At 71.0% G+C, this 16,306-nt stretch carries 17 protein-coding genes; 12 read left to right on the top strand and 5 right to left on the bottom strand.

Annotated features, from left to right (window positions below; all coding sequences use genetic code 11):
• Positions 1-41 precede the first annotated feature (41 nt).
• Both dnaE and ASE20_RS01165 read left to right on the top strand, forming a co-directional pair.
• On the top strand, positions 42-3,608 hold the full coding sequence (dnaE, locus tag ASE20_RS01170; protein ID WP_056892697.1) for a DNA polymerase III subunit alpha: 3,567 nt from the start codon (positions 42-44) through the stop codon (positions 3,606-3,608).
• Positions 3,605-4,168, top strand: coding sequence for a hypothetical protein (locus tag ASE20_RS01165; protein WP_056892696.1), 564 nt, complete (start codon positions 3,605-3,607; stop codon positions 4,166-4,168). Before dnaE ends, ASE20_RS01165 begins: the two co-directional genes overlap by 4 nt.
• Here ASE20_RS01165 and ybaK read toward each other — a convergent pair.
• Genes ybaK through ASE20_RS01150 form a run of 3 tightly spaced genes read right to left on the bottom strand, consistent with a single transcriptional unit; the run spans position 4,095 to position 5,783 of the window.
• Positions 4,095-4,598: a Cys-tRNA(Pro) deacylase gene (gene ybaK, locus ASE20_RS01160; RefSeq protein ID WP_056892695.1), complete on the bottom strand. Its 504-nt coding sequence runs from the start codon at positions 4,596-4,598 to the stop codon at positions 4,095-4,097. The two genes, ASE20_RS01165 and ybaK, sit on opposite strands and share 74 nt — an antisense overlap.
• Positions 4,599-4,602: 4 nt before the next feature.
• Positions 4,603-5,268, bottom strand: a complete 666-nt coding sequence (locus tag ASE20_RS01155; protein ID WP_056892694.1) for an LON peptidase substrate-binding domain-containing protein — start codon at positions 5,266-5,268, stop codon at positions 4,603-4,605.
• Positions 5,269-5,303: 35 nt separating this feature from the next.
• A complete protein-coding gene (locus tag ASE20_RS01150) occupies positions 5,304-5,783 on the bottom strand; it encodes an SRPBCC family protein (RefSeq protein ID WP_056892693.1) in 480 nt (159 codons plus the stop codon).
• Positions 5,784-5,877: 94 nt separating this feature from the next.
• Between ASE20_RS01150 and ASE20_RS01145 the strand changes: the two genes are divergently transcribed.
• The 10 genes from ASE20_RS01145 to ASE20_RS01100 all read left to right on the top strand — a co-directional run bounded on the left by ASE20_RS01145 (position 5,878) and on the right by ASE20_RS01100 (position 14,933).
• On the top strand, positions 5,878-6,492 hold the full coding sequence (locus tag ASE20_RS01145; protein ID WP_056892692.1) for a TetR/AcrR family transcriptional regulator: 615 nt from the start codon (positions 5,878-5,880) through the stop codon (positions 6,490-6,492).
• A gap of 10 nt (positions 6,493-6,502) precedes the next feature.
• Positions 6,503-7,837, top strand: a complete 1,335-nt coding sequence (gene hisD / locus ASE20_RS01140; protein ID WP_164483658.1) for a histidinol dehydrogenase — start codon at positions 6,503-6,505, stop codon at positions 7,835-7,837.
• Entirely contained in the window at positions 7,834-8,925 is a 1,092-nt protein-coding gene (locus ASE20_RS01135) for a histidinol-phosphate transaminase (protein WP_056892691.1), read from the top strand. The genes hisD and ASE20_RS01135 overlap by 4 nt, the downstream gene beginning before the upstream one ends.
• Entirely contained in the window at positions 8,922-9,533 is a 612-nt protein-coding gene (hisB, locus tag ASE20_RS01130; protein ID WP_056892690.1) for an imidazoleglycerol-phosphate dehydratase HisB, read from the top strand. The genes ASE20_RS01135 and hisB overlap by 4 nt, the downstream gene beginning before the upstream one ends.
• Positions 9,530-10,180 carry an imidazole glycerol phosphate synthase subunit HisH gene (gene hisH, locus ASE20_RS01125; protein ID WP_056892689.1) on the top strand — a complete coding sequence of 217 codons (651 nt, stop codon included), beginning with the start codon at positions 9,530-9,532 and terminating at the stop codon, positions 10,178-10,180. Before hisB ends, hisH begins: the two co-directional genes overlap by 4 nt.
• Positions 10,177-10,914, top strand: coding sequence for a bifunctional 1-(5-phosphoribosyl)-5-((5-phosphoribosylamino)methylideneamino)imidazole-4-carboxamide isomerase/phosphoribosylanthranilate isomerase PriA (priA, locus tag ASE20_RS01120; RefSeq protein ID WP_056892688.1), 738 nt, complete (start codon positions 10,177-10,179; stop codon positions 10,912-10,914). The genes hisH and priA overlap by 4 nt, the downstream gene beginning before the upstream one ends.
• Complete coding sequence (gene hisF, locus ASE20_RS01115) at positions 10,911-11,687, top strand: imidazole glycerol phosphate synthase subunit HisF (RefSeq protein ID WP_056892687.1); 777 nt, start codon at positions 10,911-10,913, stop codon at positions 11,685-11,687. Before priA ends, hisF begins: the two co-directional genes overlap by 4 nt.
• A gap of 17 nt (positions 11,688-11,704) precedes the next feature.
• Entirely contained in the window at positions 11,705-12,028 is a 324-nt protein-coding gene (locus tag ASE20_RS01110) for a hypothetical protein (RefSeq protein ID WP_056892686.1), read from the top strand.
• Between the two features lie 400 nt (positions 12,029-12,428).
• Positions 12,429-13,541 carry a hypothetical protein gene (locus ASE20_RS01105; RefSeq protein WP_056892685.1) on the top strand — a complete coding sequence of 371 codons (1,113 nt, stop codon included), beginning with the start codon at positions 12,429-12,431 and terminating at the stop codon, positions 13,539-13,541.
• Positions 13,542-13,607: 66 nt separating this feature from the next.
• Positions 13,608-14,933 (top strand): HNH endonuclease signature motif containing protein, encoded by a 1,326-nt coding sequence (locus ASE20_RS01100; RefSeq protein WP_082612042.1) that lies wholly within the window; start codon positions 13,608-13,610, stop codon positions 14,931-14,933.
• Positions 14,934-14,955: 22 nt separating this feature from the next.
• Here the strand turns inward: ASE20_RS01100 and ASE20_RS01095 are convergent, their stop codons facing one another.
• The gene (locus ASE20_RS01095; protein ID WP_056892683.1) at positions 14,956-15,915 is read right to left on the bottom strand and encodes an HNH endonuclease; all 960 of its coding nucleotides are present in this window, start codon (positions 15,913-15,915) and stop codon (positions 14,956-14,958) included.
• Complete coding sequence (locus ASE20_RS01090) at positions 15,912-16,220, bottom strand: helix-turn-helix domain-containing protein (RefSeq protein WP_056892682.1); 309 nt, start codon at positions 16,218-16,220, stop codon at positions 15,912-15,914. Before ASE20_RS01090 ends, ASE20_RS01095 begins: the two co-directional genes overlap by 4 nt.
• Positions 16,221-16,306: the final 86 nt, after the last annotated feature.

Raw genomic sequence — 16,306 nt, 5'->3', positions numbered from 1 at the left:
CTCACCCGCCCACCATCTCTCTCGAGGAGTCACCACACCCGATGGCAGCCGGTTCCGGGGAAGCGGACTTCGTCCACCTGCACGTCCACACCGAGTACTCCATGCTCGACGGGGCGTCGCTGCTCGACGGGCTCTTCACGCGCGTCAACGACCTCGGCATGACGTCGATCGCCATGACCGACCACGGCAACCTGCACGGTGCCTACGACTTCTACTCCAAGGCGAAGAAGTACGGTGTCCGCCCGATCATCGGCATCGAGGCCTACGTCACGCCGGGCACCCCGCGCGGCGAGCGGCGCCGGGTCCGCTGGGGCAAGGGCGACGCGGCCGAGGAGGGCGGTGACGACGTCGCCGGCGGCGGCGCCTACACCCACATGACGATGTGGGCCGAGAGCACCGAGGGCATGCACAACCTGTTCCGGCTCTCGTCCCGGTCCAGCCTCGAGGGCTACTACTTCAAGCCCCGGATGGACAAGGAGATCCTCGCCGAGCACAGCAAGGGGCTGATCGTCAGCACCGGCTGCCCCAGCGGCGCGATCCAGACCCGGCTGCGCCTGGGCCAGTGGGACGAGGCCGTGCGCGAGGCGGCCGAGCTGCAGGACATCTTCGGCAAGGACAACGTCTTCCTCGAGCTGATGGACCACGGCATCTCGATCGAGAAGCGGGTCCGCGATGACCTGCTGCGCCTGGGCCGCGAGATGAACATCCCGCCCATCGCCACCAACGACTCCCACTACAACAACCCCGAGGACGCCGACGCCCACGACGCGCTGATCTGCGTCGCGTCCGGCAAGCGGCTCTCCGACACCAACCGGCTCAAGTTCGACGGCGGCGGCTACTACATCAAGTCCGCGGCCGAGATGCGTGAGCTGTGGGCCGACCGGTTCGGCATGCCCGAGGCGTGCGACAACACCGTCGCCATCGCCGAGCGCTGCGAGGTGGAGTTCAACGAGAACACCGGCGGCTACATGGCCAAGGCCGACATCCCGGCGGGGGAGACCGAGGAGTCCTGGTTCCGCAAGGAGGTGTGGCGCGGCATCGAGTCCCGCTACCCGGGCGACCGCCTCAACCAGGAGGTCAAGGACCGCGTCGAGATGGAGCTCGCGGTCGTCGCCCAGAAGGGCTACTGCGGCTACTTCCTCGTGGTCGCGGACTTCATCAACTGGTCCAAGGACAACGGCATCCGGGTCGGACCGGGGCGTGGCTCGGGTGCGGGCTCGATCGCGGCGTACGCGCTGCGCATCACCGACCTGTGCCCGCTGGAGCACGGCCTCTACTTCGAGCGATTCCTCAACCCCGAGCGTCCCTCGATGCCCGACTTCGACATCGACTTCGACGACGCCCGCCGCGGCGAGGTCATCCAGTACGTCTCTGACAAGTACGGCGCGGAGCGGGTCTGCCAGATCGCGACCTTCGGTCGGCTGAAGTCCAAGGCCGCCATCAAGGACGCCGCCCGGGTGCTCGACCACGGGTTCGCGATCGGCGACAAGATCACCAAGGCGATGCCGCCCGACGTCATGGGCAAGGGCGTGCCGCTCAAGGAGATCTTCAACCCCGAGCACAAGCGCTACAACGACGGCGGCGAGTTCCGAGCGCTCTACGAGCAGGACCCCGACGTCCGCACGATCTACCAGACGGCGCTCGGGCTCGAGGGCCAGATCCGCAACTGGGGCGTGCACGCGGCCGGCGTCATCATGTCGAGCGAGCCACTCCTCGACATCGTGCCGATCATGGCCCGCCCGCAGGACGGCGCGGTCATCACCCAGTTCGACTACCCGATGTGCGAGTCGCTCGGGCTGGTCAAGATGGACTTCCTGGGCCTGTCCAACCTGCGCATCCTCGAGGACGCGCTGACCAACATCAAGGCCAACAAGGGCGAGGAGGTCGTCCTCGAGGAGCTCTCGTTCGACGACCGGGCGACCTACGAGCTGATGGGCCGCGGCGACACGCTGGGCGTCTTCCAGCTCGATGGTGGTGGCATGCGCGCGCTGCTGCGCTCGATGCTGCCCGACAAGTTCGCCGACATCACCGCCGTCTCCGCGCTCTACCGGCCGGGGCCGATGGGTGCGGACTCCCACAACAAGTACGCGCACCGCAAGAACGGGCGCCAGCCGATCGAGCCGATCCACCCCGCGCTCGCGGAGGCGCTGGAGCCGGTCCTGGGCGAGACCTACGGTCTCATCGTCTACCAGGAGCAGGTGATGGCGATCGCCCAGGTGCTGGCGGGCTACTCGCTCGGCGCCGCGGACAACATGCGCCGCGTCATGGGCAAGAAGAAGAAGGCCGAGCTCGACGCGCAGTTCGACGGCTTCCAGGCCGGCATGCTCGAGCGTGGCTTCCCCAAGGACGCGATCAAGGTCCTGTGGGACACCCTCGTCCCCTTCGCCGACTACGCCTTCAACAAGTCGCACTCCGCGGCCTACGGCGTCATCACCTACTGGACTGCCTACCTCAAGGCCAACTACCCGACCGAGTACATGGCCGCCCTCCTGACGTCCGTCAAGGACGACAAGGACAAGATGGCGATCTACCTCAACGAGTGTCGCCGGATGAAGATCCAGGTTCTCCCGCCCGACGTCAACGAGTCGGCCCACGACTTCACCGCCGTCGGCCCCGACATCCGCTTCGGCCTCACCGCCGTGCGCAACGTCGGCTCCAACGTGGTCGACGGCATCGCCGAGGCGCGGGTCGAGAAGGGCCGCTACACCGACTTCAACGACTTCCTGTCCAAGGTCCCCGCCTCGGTCTGCAACAAGCGGGTCATCGACTCGCTGATCAAGGCCGGCGCGTTCGACGACATGAAGCACCTGCGCCGGGCGCTGGTCGTGATCCACGAGACCGCCGTCGACCAGTACGTCGACATCAAGCGCAACGAGGCGATCGGCCAGGACTCGCTGTTCGCCGGCCTGGGCGACGACGACGCCGACGGTGGCTTCGGCGTCAGCGTCGCGATCCCCGACATCGACGAGTGGGACAAGATGACCCTGCTCGGCCATGAGCGGGAGATGCTCGGCCTCTACGTCTCCGACCACCCGCTGCTCGGCCTCGAGCACGTTCTCTCCAACGGCACCGACTGCACCATCGGCCAGCTGGTCACCGACGAGGGCCGGGCCCACAACTCGACGGTCACCGTCGCCGGCCTGATCACCCAGATCCAGCGCAAGATCACCAAGAACGGCGACCCCTGGGCCACCGTCACGCTCGAGGACCTCGAGGGCTCGATCGACGTGCTGCTGTTCCCGAGCAGCTACCGCCTCGCGGCGCCGTACCTCACCGAGGACGCGATCGTCCGGGTCCGTGGGCAGCTCGACACCGACCGGGAGCCGGCGCAGCTGCGGGGCCAGGAGGTGACCGTCCCCGACCTGGAGACGCGCGCCGATGGTCCAGTGGTGATCAGCCTGCCGTCCACGCGGTGCACCGGCCCGGTGGTCCAGCAGCTCAAGGACGTGCTGGTCACCCACGCCGGGCTGACCGAGGTCCGGCTGCAGCTGCTGAGCCGCGACTCCACGAAGGTCATGCGCCTGGGGGACAATCTGAGGGTGACTCCCTCGTCCGCGCTCTTCGCCGACCTCAAGCAGCTCCTCGGACCGGGGTGCCTCGCAGGATGAAGGTCGACGCCGTGGTGCGCGCGATCGTCGCGCCCGTCCTCCTCGCCGTCGCCCTCGGTGCCGCCGGCGGGTGGCTGTGGTGGACCTGGTGGGGGCCCGCGCCGAAGGGCCAGATCTACGACACCACGGCCGGCCCGACCTGGTACCCGAACCCGTTCGACCCCGGCATCACCCGCGATTTCAGCGGCACGGCGGAGTACGTCGTGATCGGCTTCGGCCTGGCGCTGCTGGTCGGTCTCGTCGGTGGCATGCTCGCGCGCAACGAGGCCCTGGTCGGTCTGGGAGCGGCCCTCGTCGGCAGTGTCGCCGCCGCGGCGCTGATGACCGCGATCGGCCTGTGGCAGAGCCCGTCCGACCCGCAGGACCAGGCCGCCAAGGTCAAGATCGACACCGTGCTGCCGGGCAACCTCGAGGTCACCGGGTGGACGCCGTACCTCGCCTGGCCGGTGGGCTGCCTGCTGGGCTACCTCGTCGTGATGCTGGCGCTCAACCAGGCGTCGGTCCGCGCCGGATCGGCGCGACCCGAGCAGCCGTCAGCCGCACCAGCTCCGCAGGGCTGAGCTCGACCTCCAGGCCACGGCGCCCGGCCGAGACGAAGACCGTCGCGTGGGCGAGTGCGGAGTCGTCGACGACCGTCGGGTGGGCCTTGCGCTGCCCGAGCGGCGAGATCCCGCCGACGACGTAGCCGGTGGCCCGCTCGGCCGCCCTCGGGTCGGCCATCACCGCCTTGCGGCCCTCGAGCGCCCGCGCGATCGCCTTGAGGTCGAGCTGGCCGACCACGGGCACCACGCCGACGACGAGTGCCCCGTCGAGGTCGACGAACAGGGTCTTGAACACCCGGCCGGGATCGATGCCCATCGCCTCCGCGGCCTCGGTGCCGTAGGACTCCGCGCGCGGGTCGTGCGGGTACTCGTGGACGGTGAACGCCACGCCCGCCGCGGTCAGGGCGCTGGTGGCGGGGGTGCCGCCGGCTGCCTTCCTCTTCGCCATGGCGCTAATTCGGGGACCAGCGGGTGCGCGCGACCTCGGTGGCCGGCAGCGAGGTGATCACGTTCATGGCGCGCAGCTCGGCGCGGAGCAGGTCGGTCACGAGCATCAGCCGGTCGGTGGGGTCGGCCGCCTCGAGCAGCTCCTGGCGCTCGCCGAGGGGGAGCGGCGAGCAGGCGGCCAGGGTCCACGAGAGGTAGCCCGGGTCCTCGGGCAGCTCGCCCTCGAGCGGGTCCGCGGAGATCTCGCGGACCACGGCGCGGTAGGCCGTGAAGGTCGAGCGTGCGCGCTCGACCACCTCCGCAGGTACGTCGGTGCGGGGCTCGGGCAGTGTCCGGACCTCGCCGAGCGGGTAGGCCTCGGTGGTCCGGAGCCGGTCGAGCTGGATCCGGTCGCGCCCGACGGCCACGATGTCGAAGGTGCCGTCGGGGTGGCTCTCCACGTCCGTGAGCTGCAGCCGCACGCCGATCCGGAACAGTGACTGGGCGCCGTGGTCGCCCACCTCGTAGCCCTCGCGGATCGCCACCGAGCCGAACAGCCGCTGGGCGGGGTCCTCGATCCGCAGCAGGTGGTGGACCAGTGCGCGGTAGCGGTCCTCGAAGACCCGCAACGGCAGGCTGACTCCCGGGTAGAGCACCGCGTTCAGCGGGAACATGGGCAGCTCGTCGGGCACGCTCCGACCCTAGTGTCTCCACCCCAGCGGCGCGGTCAGGACGTGGCCGTCCCCTCGGCGGCGGCCTTGATCGCGGCCAGTGTCTGCGCCATTCCCGCCCGCTGGCTGGCGGTGAACGCCTCCTGGCCGCCCATGAACGCCTCGGTCAGCTCCTGGGAGAGTGGGGAGATCCCGTCGGGCGCGTCGCGGCGCTGGCGCAGGCGCGTGCCGGCGGCGGTCGCGACCAGCTCGAAGGTCCAGGTGGTCCAGTTCTCCTCGACGCGGAACGCGAGGGCCTCGCCGTCGTCGTACCGGGTGATCTCGGCGTGGGTGGTCCAGGTCAGCTCGCCGTGGGCGTTGCGGTTGGTGAAGCGGGTGCCGACGGCGTGGTCGGGCGTCGCCGGGGCGAGTCGGGTCGAGGTGACCTGCGGGCTCCACTCGGCCATCCGGGTGACGTCGGCGACCAGCGCCCAGACCGTGCTCGGGGGAGCGGCGACCTCGATCTCGGCGTGCAGGCTCGGCGCGGGCGTGGTCATGGGAGTCCTCCGATCTCTACGACCGATCGGTCGTGGAAATCGCAGGCTAGTCGCGCCGAAACAATGCGTCCAGTCGGTCGGGTATCTTGGTCGCATGGCGACCGACGGCCGGCGTGAGCGCGGCGACCGCACCCGGCAGCGCGCCGCCCGCGCCGCCGCCCGGATGGCGACTGTCGGCGGCCTCGACGCGATCACCCTGGGCGGGCTCGCCGAGGCGACCGGCGCCAGCAAGAGCGGCCTGCTCGCCGTGTTCGGCACCCGCGAGGACATCCTCGTCGCCGCCGTCGCCGAGGCCCGCACCCTGTACGTCGAGCACGTCGTCGCCCCCGCCTGGGGCGAGCGCGCGGGGGCGCCCCGACTGCGTGCGCTGCTCGACCGGTGGGTCGACTACCTGCGCGCCGAGGTCTTCCCCGGCGGCTGCTTCGTGGCGGCGAGCTCGGCGGAGTACGGCCACCGCGAGGGACGGGTCGCGGACGCGGTCCGGGCGTTGAAGAGGGAGTGGCTCGACCTCCTCGAGCGCGACCTCGCGACGGCCGGCGTACCGGACCCGGGGGAGGCGGCCTTCCGGATCGACGCCTACCTCGTCGCCGCCAACACCCGACGCGAGCTGTTCGGCGACGACGCCGCACTCGACACCGCGCGACGGTTGGCCGGGGAGCTCGTCCCGGCAGGCGTCACCGGCACCGGTCGCAAGCGCAGGCAACCGTAGAATCGGGGACATGTCCCTGATCCGCCGCATCGACCTGCGCACGATGCCGACCGCTGGCGACACCTCGGTCGACTACCGCGCAGCAGTGCCCCGTGCCGACTTCGACATCGAAGCCGCGGTGCCGGCGGTGCATGCGATCTGCGAGGAGGTCCGCACCCGCGGCCTGGACGCGATCGTGGAGTTCGGCGAGAAGTTCGACGGCGTGCGTGTCGACGACATCCGGGTCGCCCCGGAGGCGATGCAGGCCGCGCTCGCCGACCTCGACCCCGGCATCCGCGCCGGGCTGGAGGAGTCGATCCGCCGGCTCCGCGCCACGTGCGCCAACGAGCTCGAGCAGGACGCCGTCACCGACCTCGGCCCCGGTGCCCGGGTGACCCACCGCAAGGTGCCGGTCGGCCGGGTAGGGCTGTACGTGCCCGGTGGTCTCGCGCCCCTGGTGTCCAGCGTGCTGATGAACGTCGTGCCCGCGCAGACGGCGGGCGTCGAGTCGATCGCGCTCGCCAGTCCGCCGCAGAAGGAGTTCGGCGGCTCGGTGCACCCCACGATCCTGGCCGCGTGCGCGCTGCTCGGCGTCGAGGAGGTCTACGCCGTCGGTGGAGCCCAGGCGATCGCCATGTTCGCCTACGGCCTCAACGACACAGATCCCAGCCGGCGGGTCGCCCGTGTTGATTTGGTCACCGGGCCCGGCAACATCTGGGTCGTCACCGCCAAGCGGATCCTCAAGGGCCAGATCGGCATCGACTCCGAGGCCGGCCCGACCGAGATCGCGATCCTCGCCGACGACACCGGCGACGCCGCCTTCGTCGCCGCCGACCTGATCAGCCAGGCCGAGCACGACCCGCTGGCGGCCTCCGTGCTCGTCACGACCTCCGAGCGGCTCGCCGGCGAGGTCGAGGTCGAGCTGGACAAGCAGGTGGCGGCCACCAAGCACACCGAGCGGATCACCACCTCGCTCGGCGGCCAGCAGTCCGGCATCGTGCTGGTCCGCGACCTCGAGCAGGGCCTCGACGTCGTCAACGCCTACGCCGCCGAGCACCTCGAGATCCACACCGAGGACGCCGCCGCGTGGGCTGCCCGGGTGCGCAACGCCGGCGCCATCTTCGTCGGCCCGCACGCGCCGGTGAGCCTCGGCGACTACTGCGCCGGCTCCAACCACGTGCTGCCGACCGCGGGCTGCGCCTGCCACTCCTCGGGCCTGTCGGTGCGCGCGTTCACCAAGTCCGTGCACGTCATCGACTACTCCGAGGCGGCGCTGGCCGAGGTGGCTGGCCACGTCGTCACCCTGGCCGAGGCCGAGGACCTGCCGGGCCACGGCGCCGCCGTCACGGTGCGGGTGAGCCGATGACCTGGCCCCCGCTGCGCGAGGAGCTCCGGGGGATCGAGCCCTACGGCGCTCCGCAGCTCGACGTGCCCGTCCAGCTCAACGTCAACGAGAACCCCTACGGGCCCTCGCCGGCGTGCATCGCCGACATCGCGACGTCCGCTGCCGAGGCGGCAGTGACGCTGAACCGGTACCCGGACCGCGAGTTCGTCGCGCTGCGCGCTGCCCTCGCCGACTACCTTTCGCGGGACACGCCGGCCGGCATCGTGCCCGAGCAGGTGTGGGCGGCCAACGGCTCCAACGAGGTCATGCTGCAGCTGCTGCAGGCCTTCGGCGGACCGGGCCGCACGGCGGTGAGCTTCGCGCCGACGTACTCGATGTACCCGGAGTACGCCCGCGACACCAACACCCGCTGGGTCGCCGGACGCCGCGCCGACGACTTCTCGCTCGACCTCGACGCCGCGCGCGACCTGGTCAAGACCGAGCTACCGAGCGTCATCCTGCTGCCGAGCCCCAACAACCCGACGGGCACGGCGCTGCCGCCCGAGGCGGTCGGCGAGCTGTGCGAGGCCGCGGGCGACGGGCTGGTCGTCGTGGACGAGGCCTACGGCGAGTTCCGCCGTGAGGGGGTCCCGAGCGCGCTCGAGCTGCTGCCGTCGTACCGCAACCTCGTGGTGACGCGCACGATGAGCAAGGCCTTCGCGGGCGCCGGGCTGCGCCTGGGCTACCTCGCCGCGGCGCCGGAGATCTGCGACGCGATCCGGGTCGTGCGGTTGCCGTACCACCTCTCGGCGGTCACGCAGGCGGTCGCGCTGGCCGCGCTGCGGCACGCGCCCGAGCTGCTCGGCAAGGTCGACGAGCTGCGCGTCGAGCGCGACGCGCTGGTGATCTGGCTGCGCGACGAGGGCTGCGACGTCGCTGACTCCGACGCGAATTTCGTGTTGTTCGGCCGATTCGCCGACCGTCATGCTGTCTGGCAGGGTCTCCTCGACCGAGGGGTCCTGATCCGGGAGACCGGGCCGGACGGCTGGCTGCGCGTCTCGGTCGGGACCCCCGACGAGATGGCGGCCTTCCGGGCCGCACTGACCGATGTAGATGGAGAGCGCGCATGACTGCCAGGACCGCCCGCGTCGAGCGACAGACCAGCGAGTCGAAGGTCCTCGTCGAGGTCAACCTCGACGGCACCGGCCGCCACGACATCTCCACGGGCGTCGGCTTCTACGACCACATGCTCACCGCGCTGGCCCGCCACGCGCTGCTCGACCTGACGGTGCAGACCGAGGGCGACGTCCACATCGATGCCCACCACACGACCGAGGACACCGCGATCGCGCTCGGCCAGGCGCTGCGCGAGGCGCTGGGGGACAAGAAGGGCATCCGCCGCTTCGGCGACGCGACCGTCCCGCTCGACGAGGCCCTCGTGCACGCCGTCGTCGACGTCTCCGGCCGGCCGTACTGCGTCCACACGGGCGAGCCCGAGGGCCAGCAGTACGTCCAGCTCGGCGGCTCCGGCGTGTCCTACCTCGGCTCGCTGACCCAGCACGTCTTCGAGTCCATCGCCTTCCACGGCCACTTCGCGCTGCACGTGCGCGTTCTCGCGGGCCGCGAGCCGCACCACATCGTCGAGACGCAGTTCAAGGCCTTCGCCCGCGCGCTGCGCGACGCGATCGCGCTCGACCCGCGTGAGACCGGCATCCCCTCGACCAAGGGCGCTCTGTGACCTCAGCCCAGCCCTCCGTGGTCGTCCTCGACTACGGTTCCGGCAACCTGCGCTCCGCCGTCCGCGCGGTCGAGCGCGCCGGCGCCTCGGTCACCCTCACCGGTGACCTGGACGCGGCGATGGAGGCCGACGGGCTGCTGGTCCCGGGCGTCGGCGCCTACGAGGCGTGCATGCGCGGGCTGCGGGCGATCCGCGGCGAGCGGATCATCGCGCGGCGCCTGGCCGGCGGCCGACCGGTGCTCGGCATCTGCGTGGGCATGCAGATCCTGTTCGAGCGCGGCATCGAGCACGGTGTCGAGACCGAGGGCTGCAACGAGTGGCCGGGGGTCGTCGAGCGGCTGCAGGCGCCGATCGTGCCGCACATGGGCTGGAACACGGTGTCGGTCCCCGAGGACACCCGCCTTTTCGCGGGCATCGAGGACGAGCGCTTCTACTTCGTGCACTCCTACGGCGTGCGCGACTGGACGCTGGTCACCAACGACCGCACGCCTGCGAGCCACCAGCCGCTGGTGACCTGGGCCGAGCACGGCGGCGACCGTTTCGTCGCCGCGGTCGAGAACGGACCACTCTGCGCCACGCAGTTCCACCCGGAGAAGTCGGGTGACGCGGGCGCGCAACTTCTGAGGAACTGGGTGACATCACTGTGAGCACGTACCTGGAGCTGCTTCCCGCCGTCGACATCAAGGGCGGCCAGGCCGTCCAGCTGGTGCAGGGGGTCGACGGCTCCGAGAAGCGCTTCGGCGACCCGATCGAGGCGGCCCTGCGCTGGCAGGACGCCGGGGCGGAGTGGCTGCACCTCGTCGACCTCGACGCTGCATTCGGCCACGGCCAGAACCGCGAGCTCCAGGCCGAGATCGTCGGCAAGCTCGACATCAAGGTCGAGATGAGCGGTGGCATCCGCGACGACGAGTCGCTCGAGGCCGCGATGGCGACCGGCTGTCGCCGCGTGAACATCGGCACCGCCGCCCTCGAGCAGCCCGAGTGGTGCGCGAAGGCCATCGCGACGTACGGCGACCGCGTGGCCGTGGGCCTCGACGTCCGTGGCCGCACCCTGGCCGCCCGTGGCTGGACCAAGGAGGGCGGCGACCTCTACGAGACGCTGGCCCGCCTCGACGCCGAGGGCTGCGCGCGCTACGTCGTCACCGACGTCAACAAGGACGGCATGCTGCAGGGCCCGAACCTCCAGCTGCTGCAGGACGTCTGCGCCGCGACCTCGCGCCCCGTCGTCGCCTCCGGCGGCGTCACCACCCTCGACGACATCCGCGCCCTGATGGGCCTGGTGCAGATCGGCGTCGAGGGCGCCATCGCCGGTACCGCCCTCTACACCGGCCAGTTCACCCTCGAGGACGCGCTCGCGCTCACCAAGGGCGGGCTCGTATGACGTTGGCCGTCCGTGTCATCCCGTGCCTGGACGTCGATGCCGGCCGCGTGGTCAAGGGCGTCAACTTCCAGGACCTGCGCGATGCCGGTGACCCGGTCGAGCTGGCCAAGCTCTACGACGCCGAGGGCGCCGACGAGCTGACCTTCCTCGACATCTCCGCGTCCCACGAGGGCCGGGCCACCACGATGGACATCGTCTCCCGCACCGCCGAGCAGGTGTTCATCCCGCTCACCGTCGGCGGCGGCGTCTCCTCCGTCGAGGACGTCGACCGGCTGCTCCGCGCCGGCGCCGACAAGGTCGCCGTGAACACCGCGGCCATCCGGCGTCCCGAGCTGATCGCGGAGATCGCGCAGCGCTTCGGCAACCAGGTGCTGGTCCTGTCGGTCGACGCCCGTCGCGTCGCGGCGGGCTCCGACGTCCGTACCGACTCCGGCTTCGAGGTCACCACCCACGGCGGGCGCCAGTCCGCCGGCATCGACGCCATCGAGTGGGCCGTCCGCGCCGCCGAGCTGGGCGCCGGCGAGATCCTCCTCAACGCGATGGACGCCGACGGCACCACCGACGGCTTCGACCTCGAGCTGATCCGCGCCGTCCGTGCCGAGGTCTCGATCCCGGTCATCGCCTCCGGCGGCGCCGGCGCCGTCGAGCACTTCGCCCCCGCCGTCGAGGCCGGCGCCGACGCGGTCCTGGCCGCGACCGTCTTCCACTTCGGCACGCTGCGCATCGCCGACGTGAAGCAGTCGCTCGCCGCCGCGGGTGTGCCCGTCCGCTGACGGGGGAGGGTGCCGCCATGACCTACGCGCAGTACGAGCCGTCCGGCTCCCCGCAGTCCCTCGGCGCCGAAGGACCGTGGCGGGTGGCCATCGAGTACTCCAACCAGGGCCAGGCCAAGCCGTCGACGATCGTCCAGGTCGGCCGCACCAGCCACGCCGACCACGCCACCGCGATGCTCGCCGCGAAGCGGGCGGCCTTCGAGTTCGACCCGCCGGACCCGTGGTCCCCGCAGGGCCGGCAGGTGTTCCGGGACGGCCAGGACGGGTTCCTGGTGATCATCGAGGGCGCGACGTCGACCTTCCACATGAGTGTGCGGATCGTGGCCGAGGTCACGCCGTAGCCACTCCTGCTGCTCCTGTTGACGGGGGAAGGAGCAGATCGGCCCCGGGCTCCGCGCCGCTGCCGATCCGGATGGCGGGGGTGTCTCGATCAGGTGCTTGCGTCACGCGATCGTCGCACGCGCTCAAGGTGATGCCGAGCGCGACGCCGAGGATCCCGAGACGGGTACCGATGGTCTCCACGGCGCCCTTCCTCTCGTCGTTGGTCGACACGAGGGTGGTCGCGCGGCCGGGTGCTCGCAAGAGCGCTGGGCGTCATCTGTGGACAACCTGCGGGCAACGTCTGGTTGTCCACAGGTGGCCGGGATCGACGTTGCGCGTCGTAGGTCGTCGGTCTTGTCTGGCCCCATGTCTCGCAACCCCCGGAGCGGCTTCAGCCGCCAACCTCGCGTCGCTGACCGGATGACGCCTGCCCTGTACGAGTGCGTCGAGATGTCCCTCCGGGCGGAGCGCGCCGGCGACTTCGCGACCGCGCTCGACTGGTACCGGACCGTGCCGATGTTCGCCGGCAACCGCCACGGCCGGATCCTCGAGGACCTGGCTGGCTGGGGGCCTGACCTGCCCCCATGGGTGTGGATGCGCTATCTCTCCTACACCGCGACGCGTTGCGAGGACGGCGACACGGGGGGACTGGTGCGGGGCACCTTGCGGGTGATGGTCGAGACGGCCCACGGCGACCTCCTCCAGGCGTGTTTCGAGCGCGGCGGTGACCCGGTCCGCGTCGGCGCCCAGGTGATGGGGGAGTCGTGGGCCTACCAGCAGACGGTTCTCGGTGTCGGTGCCCTGCTGGCGTTCCTCGACGAGCACGCCGAGGGCCGCCTGGCGGAGCACGGCGACCTCGCGCGCCAGTGGGCGGCAGCGCCGATGAGTGGCTACCAGCTCGGCCAGAGCCTCCCCGGAGCACGACTCCAGGTCCGCGAGGCCGGTGCGGTCGACTGGACCGAGGTCCTGGACCTGGGTGCGCGAACCGGCCTTTGTCTCGGTGGCTGGGTGCTGGGCAGGCTGGTTCCGAGCGGCGTCGACGACCGGCTCATGTTCGACATGGCGCCCCTGCCGGTTCCGGAGCAGCTGGCCCGGGATGTCGCGGCCACGACCGGAGGAGGTAGGTGGTCCGTGCCGCTGGCCACGGCGCAGCTCGAGCGCCGGATCAGCTCCGATTCCTACCTGCGTGAGGGCTATGAGATCGGCTCGGACGTCCAGGAGATCGCCCTCATCGAGCACAGCTGCACCGCGGCCCAGCGCTCGGTGACCGTGCAGAACTGGCGCGAGGGCCGCGACGAACGCCGGCGGGCTGCCTTCCGTCTCCTGCGCCGAGCTTCCGAGGGCCAGGTGTTGCCGGAGAACCAGGCGCTCGTCGCCGCGGCCGCCCTCGTCGTACAGGCGGACGCGGACGTGCGTCGCACGCTGGTGCGGCCCGGCCAACCGGGGTCGTGGCGGAAGTGGGCGTCGCTCGTGCCCGAGCCGGCGCGGCAGCGGCTCCTGACACTTGCTGACCTCGCGGTCGCGGCTGCCTGATCTGGGTTTCCACAGGTCGTCCCGGCCGGGGCCCTCTTTGTCGGTGGTGGCGTGTCGGATGGACCCATGAGTGCCACCGCCCTCCTCCTCGCACCCTCAGGTGCCCCCGGCCTGTTGGCCGGGGTGGAGGAGGCACGCAGTGCGATGGCGAGCGCGGCGTCGGTGTCGTTGGCAGTGCTGGACGACGAGCAGTTGGCGGCCGCGGTCCAGGGCGCTGCACGGCTGCGGTCGCAGACCGACGTCCTTGAGCTGGCGCTCGCCGCGGAGGCCGAACGACGGGCGGTGGCCCGCGACAGCGGCGACACCGGCACCGACGAGTGGCTGGCCCGCCTGACCGGCGACCGGCGTGAGGTGCTGCGCGGTGGCCTCCGGATCGCCCGGTTGTTGCAGGAGCGCTATGCGACGACCGCGGCCGCTCTGTCGGCCGGCGAGATCCGACTGGAGCAGGCGCGGGTCATCGTCAACGGGCTCGACGTGTCAGCGGACGATGCGACGCCGGCCCAGCAGCGGGAGGCCGAGGAGCGCCTGCTGGCCAAGGCAACCGGAGCTGCGACCCGCAGCGGCGTTCCGATGCCCCCCGCCCGGCTGCGGCGGGCAGTGCGACGTGCCTACGACCAGATCGATGCCGACCTCGCCAGACGCCACTTCGAACGCAGCGTCCGGGCCAACCACCACCGAGGCGCGAGCAACACGTGGCTGACTCTCCACGACCGCGGTGACGGCACCTTCGACGGCAGGTTCTCGATCCCCGAGCTGCACGGGCAGATCCTCGCCGGCGTCCTCGACAGGCTGACCGCCCCGCGGCGGCACGGGCGGGACGCGGTTGGAGCTCCGGTGCTCGACGACGTTGCCGGGGCCGAGGGATCAGGGCTGGGCTGGGCCGACAAGCTGGGCCTGGCCTTCTGCGAGCTGATCGAGCACCTCCCGAGCGACCGTCTGTCCCGGTCCCTCGTCACGGTCATGGCGATGGTGGACCTCGACGTGCTGCGCTCGGGGCTCGGCGTGGCGACCACCACGACTGGCGCTGACCTCACTGCCGGCGAGGTCCGGCGCCTGGCCTGTGAGGCGGGCATCGTCCCGGCCGTCATGGGCGGAGCCTCCATGCCGCTGGACCTCGGTCGCACCCGCCGGCTGCACAACGACAAGCAGCGTCAGGCCTACGCCGTTCTCCACGACACCTGCGCGATCGCCTCGTGCGACCGACCGTTCGCCTGGTGCGAGATCCACCATCCGCAACCGTGGGCGCACGGCGGGCGGACCGACCTCACCAACGGGTTGCCGCTGTGCTGGCACCACCACCGGGCAGCGCATGACCCGACATTCGAGCTGCGCTCCCACAGCCCGACCGAATGGGTCCTGGTTCGACGACCGCCGCCGAACCGACGCCATTAGGCGAGGAGTCTGACCGAGGACGTCAGGCCGAGAGGAACACCTCGTCCATGTGCCATGTCAGCGACTCGTGGTCGGGTCGGTCGACGCCACGCAGGGGGAGTCGGATCACCTCGCCGCGCGCCTCGCGCGAGTAGAACTCGACGCCGTTGCCGAAGTCCGCGTTGAGCCGCGGGCTGACCCGGAGCCGGTACTTCTCGTCGACGCCCAGGTACCCGCGGTCGTAGAGGCCGTGGATGTCGGAACGCAGCGCAAGGCCGTTCGTGACGACGTGCTCGCCACCGCCGGCGTAGGGCCGGATGTGCGCGGCCTGAAGGACCGGGGCCATCCGGCTTCCGGTGATGGCGCAGCGGTTCTCGTACGCATCGAGCACCGCCAGCCGGAAGGAGCCTTGACCGAGCCGGTGCTGGGTGAGGACCGGTGCTCCGAAGCGTGCGTCGTCGCGGTCGAGGTCGACCGCGACCAAGTCTCTGTCCCAGACGTGATCGACGCGCGCGCCACCCTGGAAGGCGCGGAACGCGTGGAGGACGTAGTGCCAGTCGGGGTCGGTGTCGTCGTAGGTCTTGCCCTGCACGATCGACCGGCCCCAGTGCTCGGGAGCGGGCAGCTCATCGCCCTCGGGAGCGAAGAAGATGTTGCGCAGCACGACGCACCCGATCGTCGGGTCCGGGTGGAACGGCTTGCGTGTGCGTTCGCGGTACGTCCGGATGGCGCGGAGCAGTGCAGCCTCGGAGTCGACGCCGTTGCCGGTGCCGAAAACGGCCCAGGCCTCGCTGACCCGCTGCTCGTAGTAGCCGGCGAAGAAGCCTCCGCCGACCAAGCCTTCGCGCGGACTCTTCGTCTTGAACAGGAACGGCTCGTCGAGCGAGGCACGTCCGGTGAACCGTTGGGCGGACGGCACCCAGAAGTTGGCCTCGGTGACGTGGTCACGGGCGCGCAGGAAGTCGGCCCATGCATTGTCCGTGACGCCGAGGGTGATCCTCACGAGCGGCCAGCGTCGGCCTCGACGCCCCGGCCGTTGTCCACGAGGTAGGTCGGGTCGAGCTCGAGCGCGTCGGCGAGCCGCCAGATCACGTCAAGCGTCGGGTTGACCGGCTTGTAGAGCCCGGTGCTCGGGTCCTTGTGGCCGCCGCGGTTGTTCAGCAGCAGCTGGATGTAGCCCCGGCTCAGACCGGTCCGTTCGATCAGGTCGCGCTCGGTCAGGCCGAGCTCGTTGCGCCGCTGCCGGACCTTCTCGCCGAAGAGCTTCGCGCGCTCCGCGAAGTCCGGGAGGTGGTCGGCGGCGGGCACGAAACCACCCTGTTCGCCTGCCCTTCCGGGCATGGCCCAATATATTGAGCCAAAGCCCGATGTATTGAGCCGGAAGGAACTGTCGA

It is taken from the genome of Nocardioides sp. Root240 (assembly GCF_001428825.1).
In the GTDB taxonomy this organism is placed as follows: Bacteria; Actinomycetota; Actinomycetes; order Propionibacteriales; family Nocardioidaceae; genus Nocardioides.
This window is presented reverse-complemented; position numbering and strand designations above follow the sequence as displayed.

Bases quoted from the DNA above. Each gene is read 5' to 3' on its own strand.
- ASE20_RS01165 (WP_056892696.1), top strand. From the start codon at position 3,605: ATGAAGGTCGACGCCGTGGTGCGCGCGATCGTCGCGCCCGTCCTCCTC.
- hisD (WP_164483658.1), top strand. From the start codon at position 6,503: ATGTCCCTGATCCGCCGCATCGACCTGCGCACGATGCCGACCGCTGGC.
- ASE20_RS01150 (WP_056892693.1), bottom strand. From the start codon at position 5,783: ATGACCACGCCCGCGCCGAGCCTGCACGCCGAGATCGAGGTCGCCGCT.
- ASE20_RS01135 (WP_056892691.1), top strand. From the start codon at position 7,834: ATGACCTGGCCCCCGCTGCGCGAGGAGCTCCGGGGGATCGAGCCCTAC.
- dnaE (WP_056892697.1), top strand. From the start codon at position 42: ATGGCAGCCGGTTCCGGGGAAGCGGACTTCGTCCACCTGCACGTCCAC.
- ASE20_RS01145 (WP_056892692.1), top strand. From the start codon at position 5,878: ATGGCGACCGACGGCCGGCGTGAGCGCGGCGACCGCACCCGGCAGCGC.
- ybaK (WP_056892695.1), bottom strand. From the start codon at position 4,598: ATGGCGAAGAGGAAGGCAGCCGGCGGCACCCCCGCCACCAGCGCCCTG.
- hisF (WP_056892687.1), top strand. From the start codon at position 10,911: ATGACGTTGGCCGTCCGTGTCATCCCGTGCCTGGACGTCGATGCCGGC.
- hisB (WP_056892690.1), top strand. From the start codon at position 8,922: ATGACTGCCAGGACCGCCCGCGTCGAGCGACAGACCAGCGAGTCGAAG.
- ASE20_RS01110 (WP_056892686.1), top strand. From the start codon at position 11,705: ATGACCTACGCGCAGTACGAGCCGTCCGGCTCCCCGCAGTCCCTCGGC.
- ASE20_RS01100 (WP_082612042.1), top strand. From the start codon at position 13,608: ATGAGTGCCACCGCCCTCCTCCTCGCACCCTCAGGTGCCCCCGGCCTG.
- ASE20_RS01105 (WP_056892685.1), top strand. From the start codon at position 12,429: ATGACGCCTGCCCTGTACGAGTGCGTCGAGATGTCCCTCCGGGCGGAG.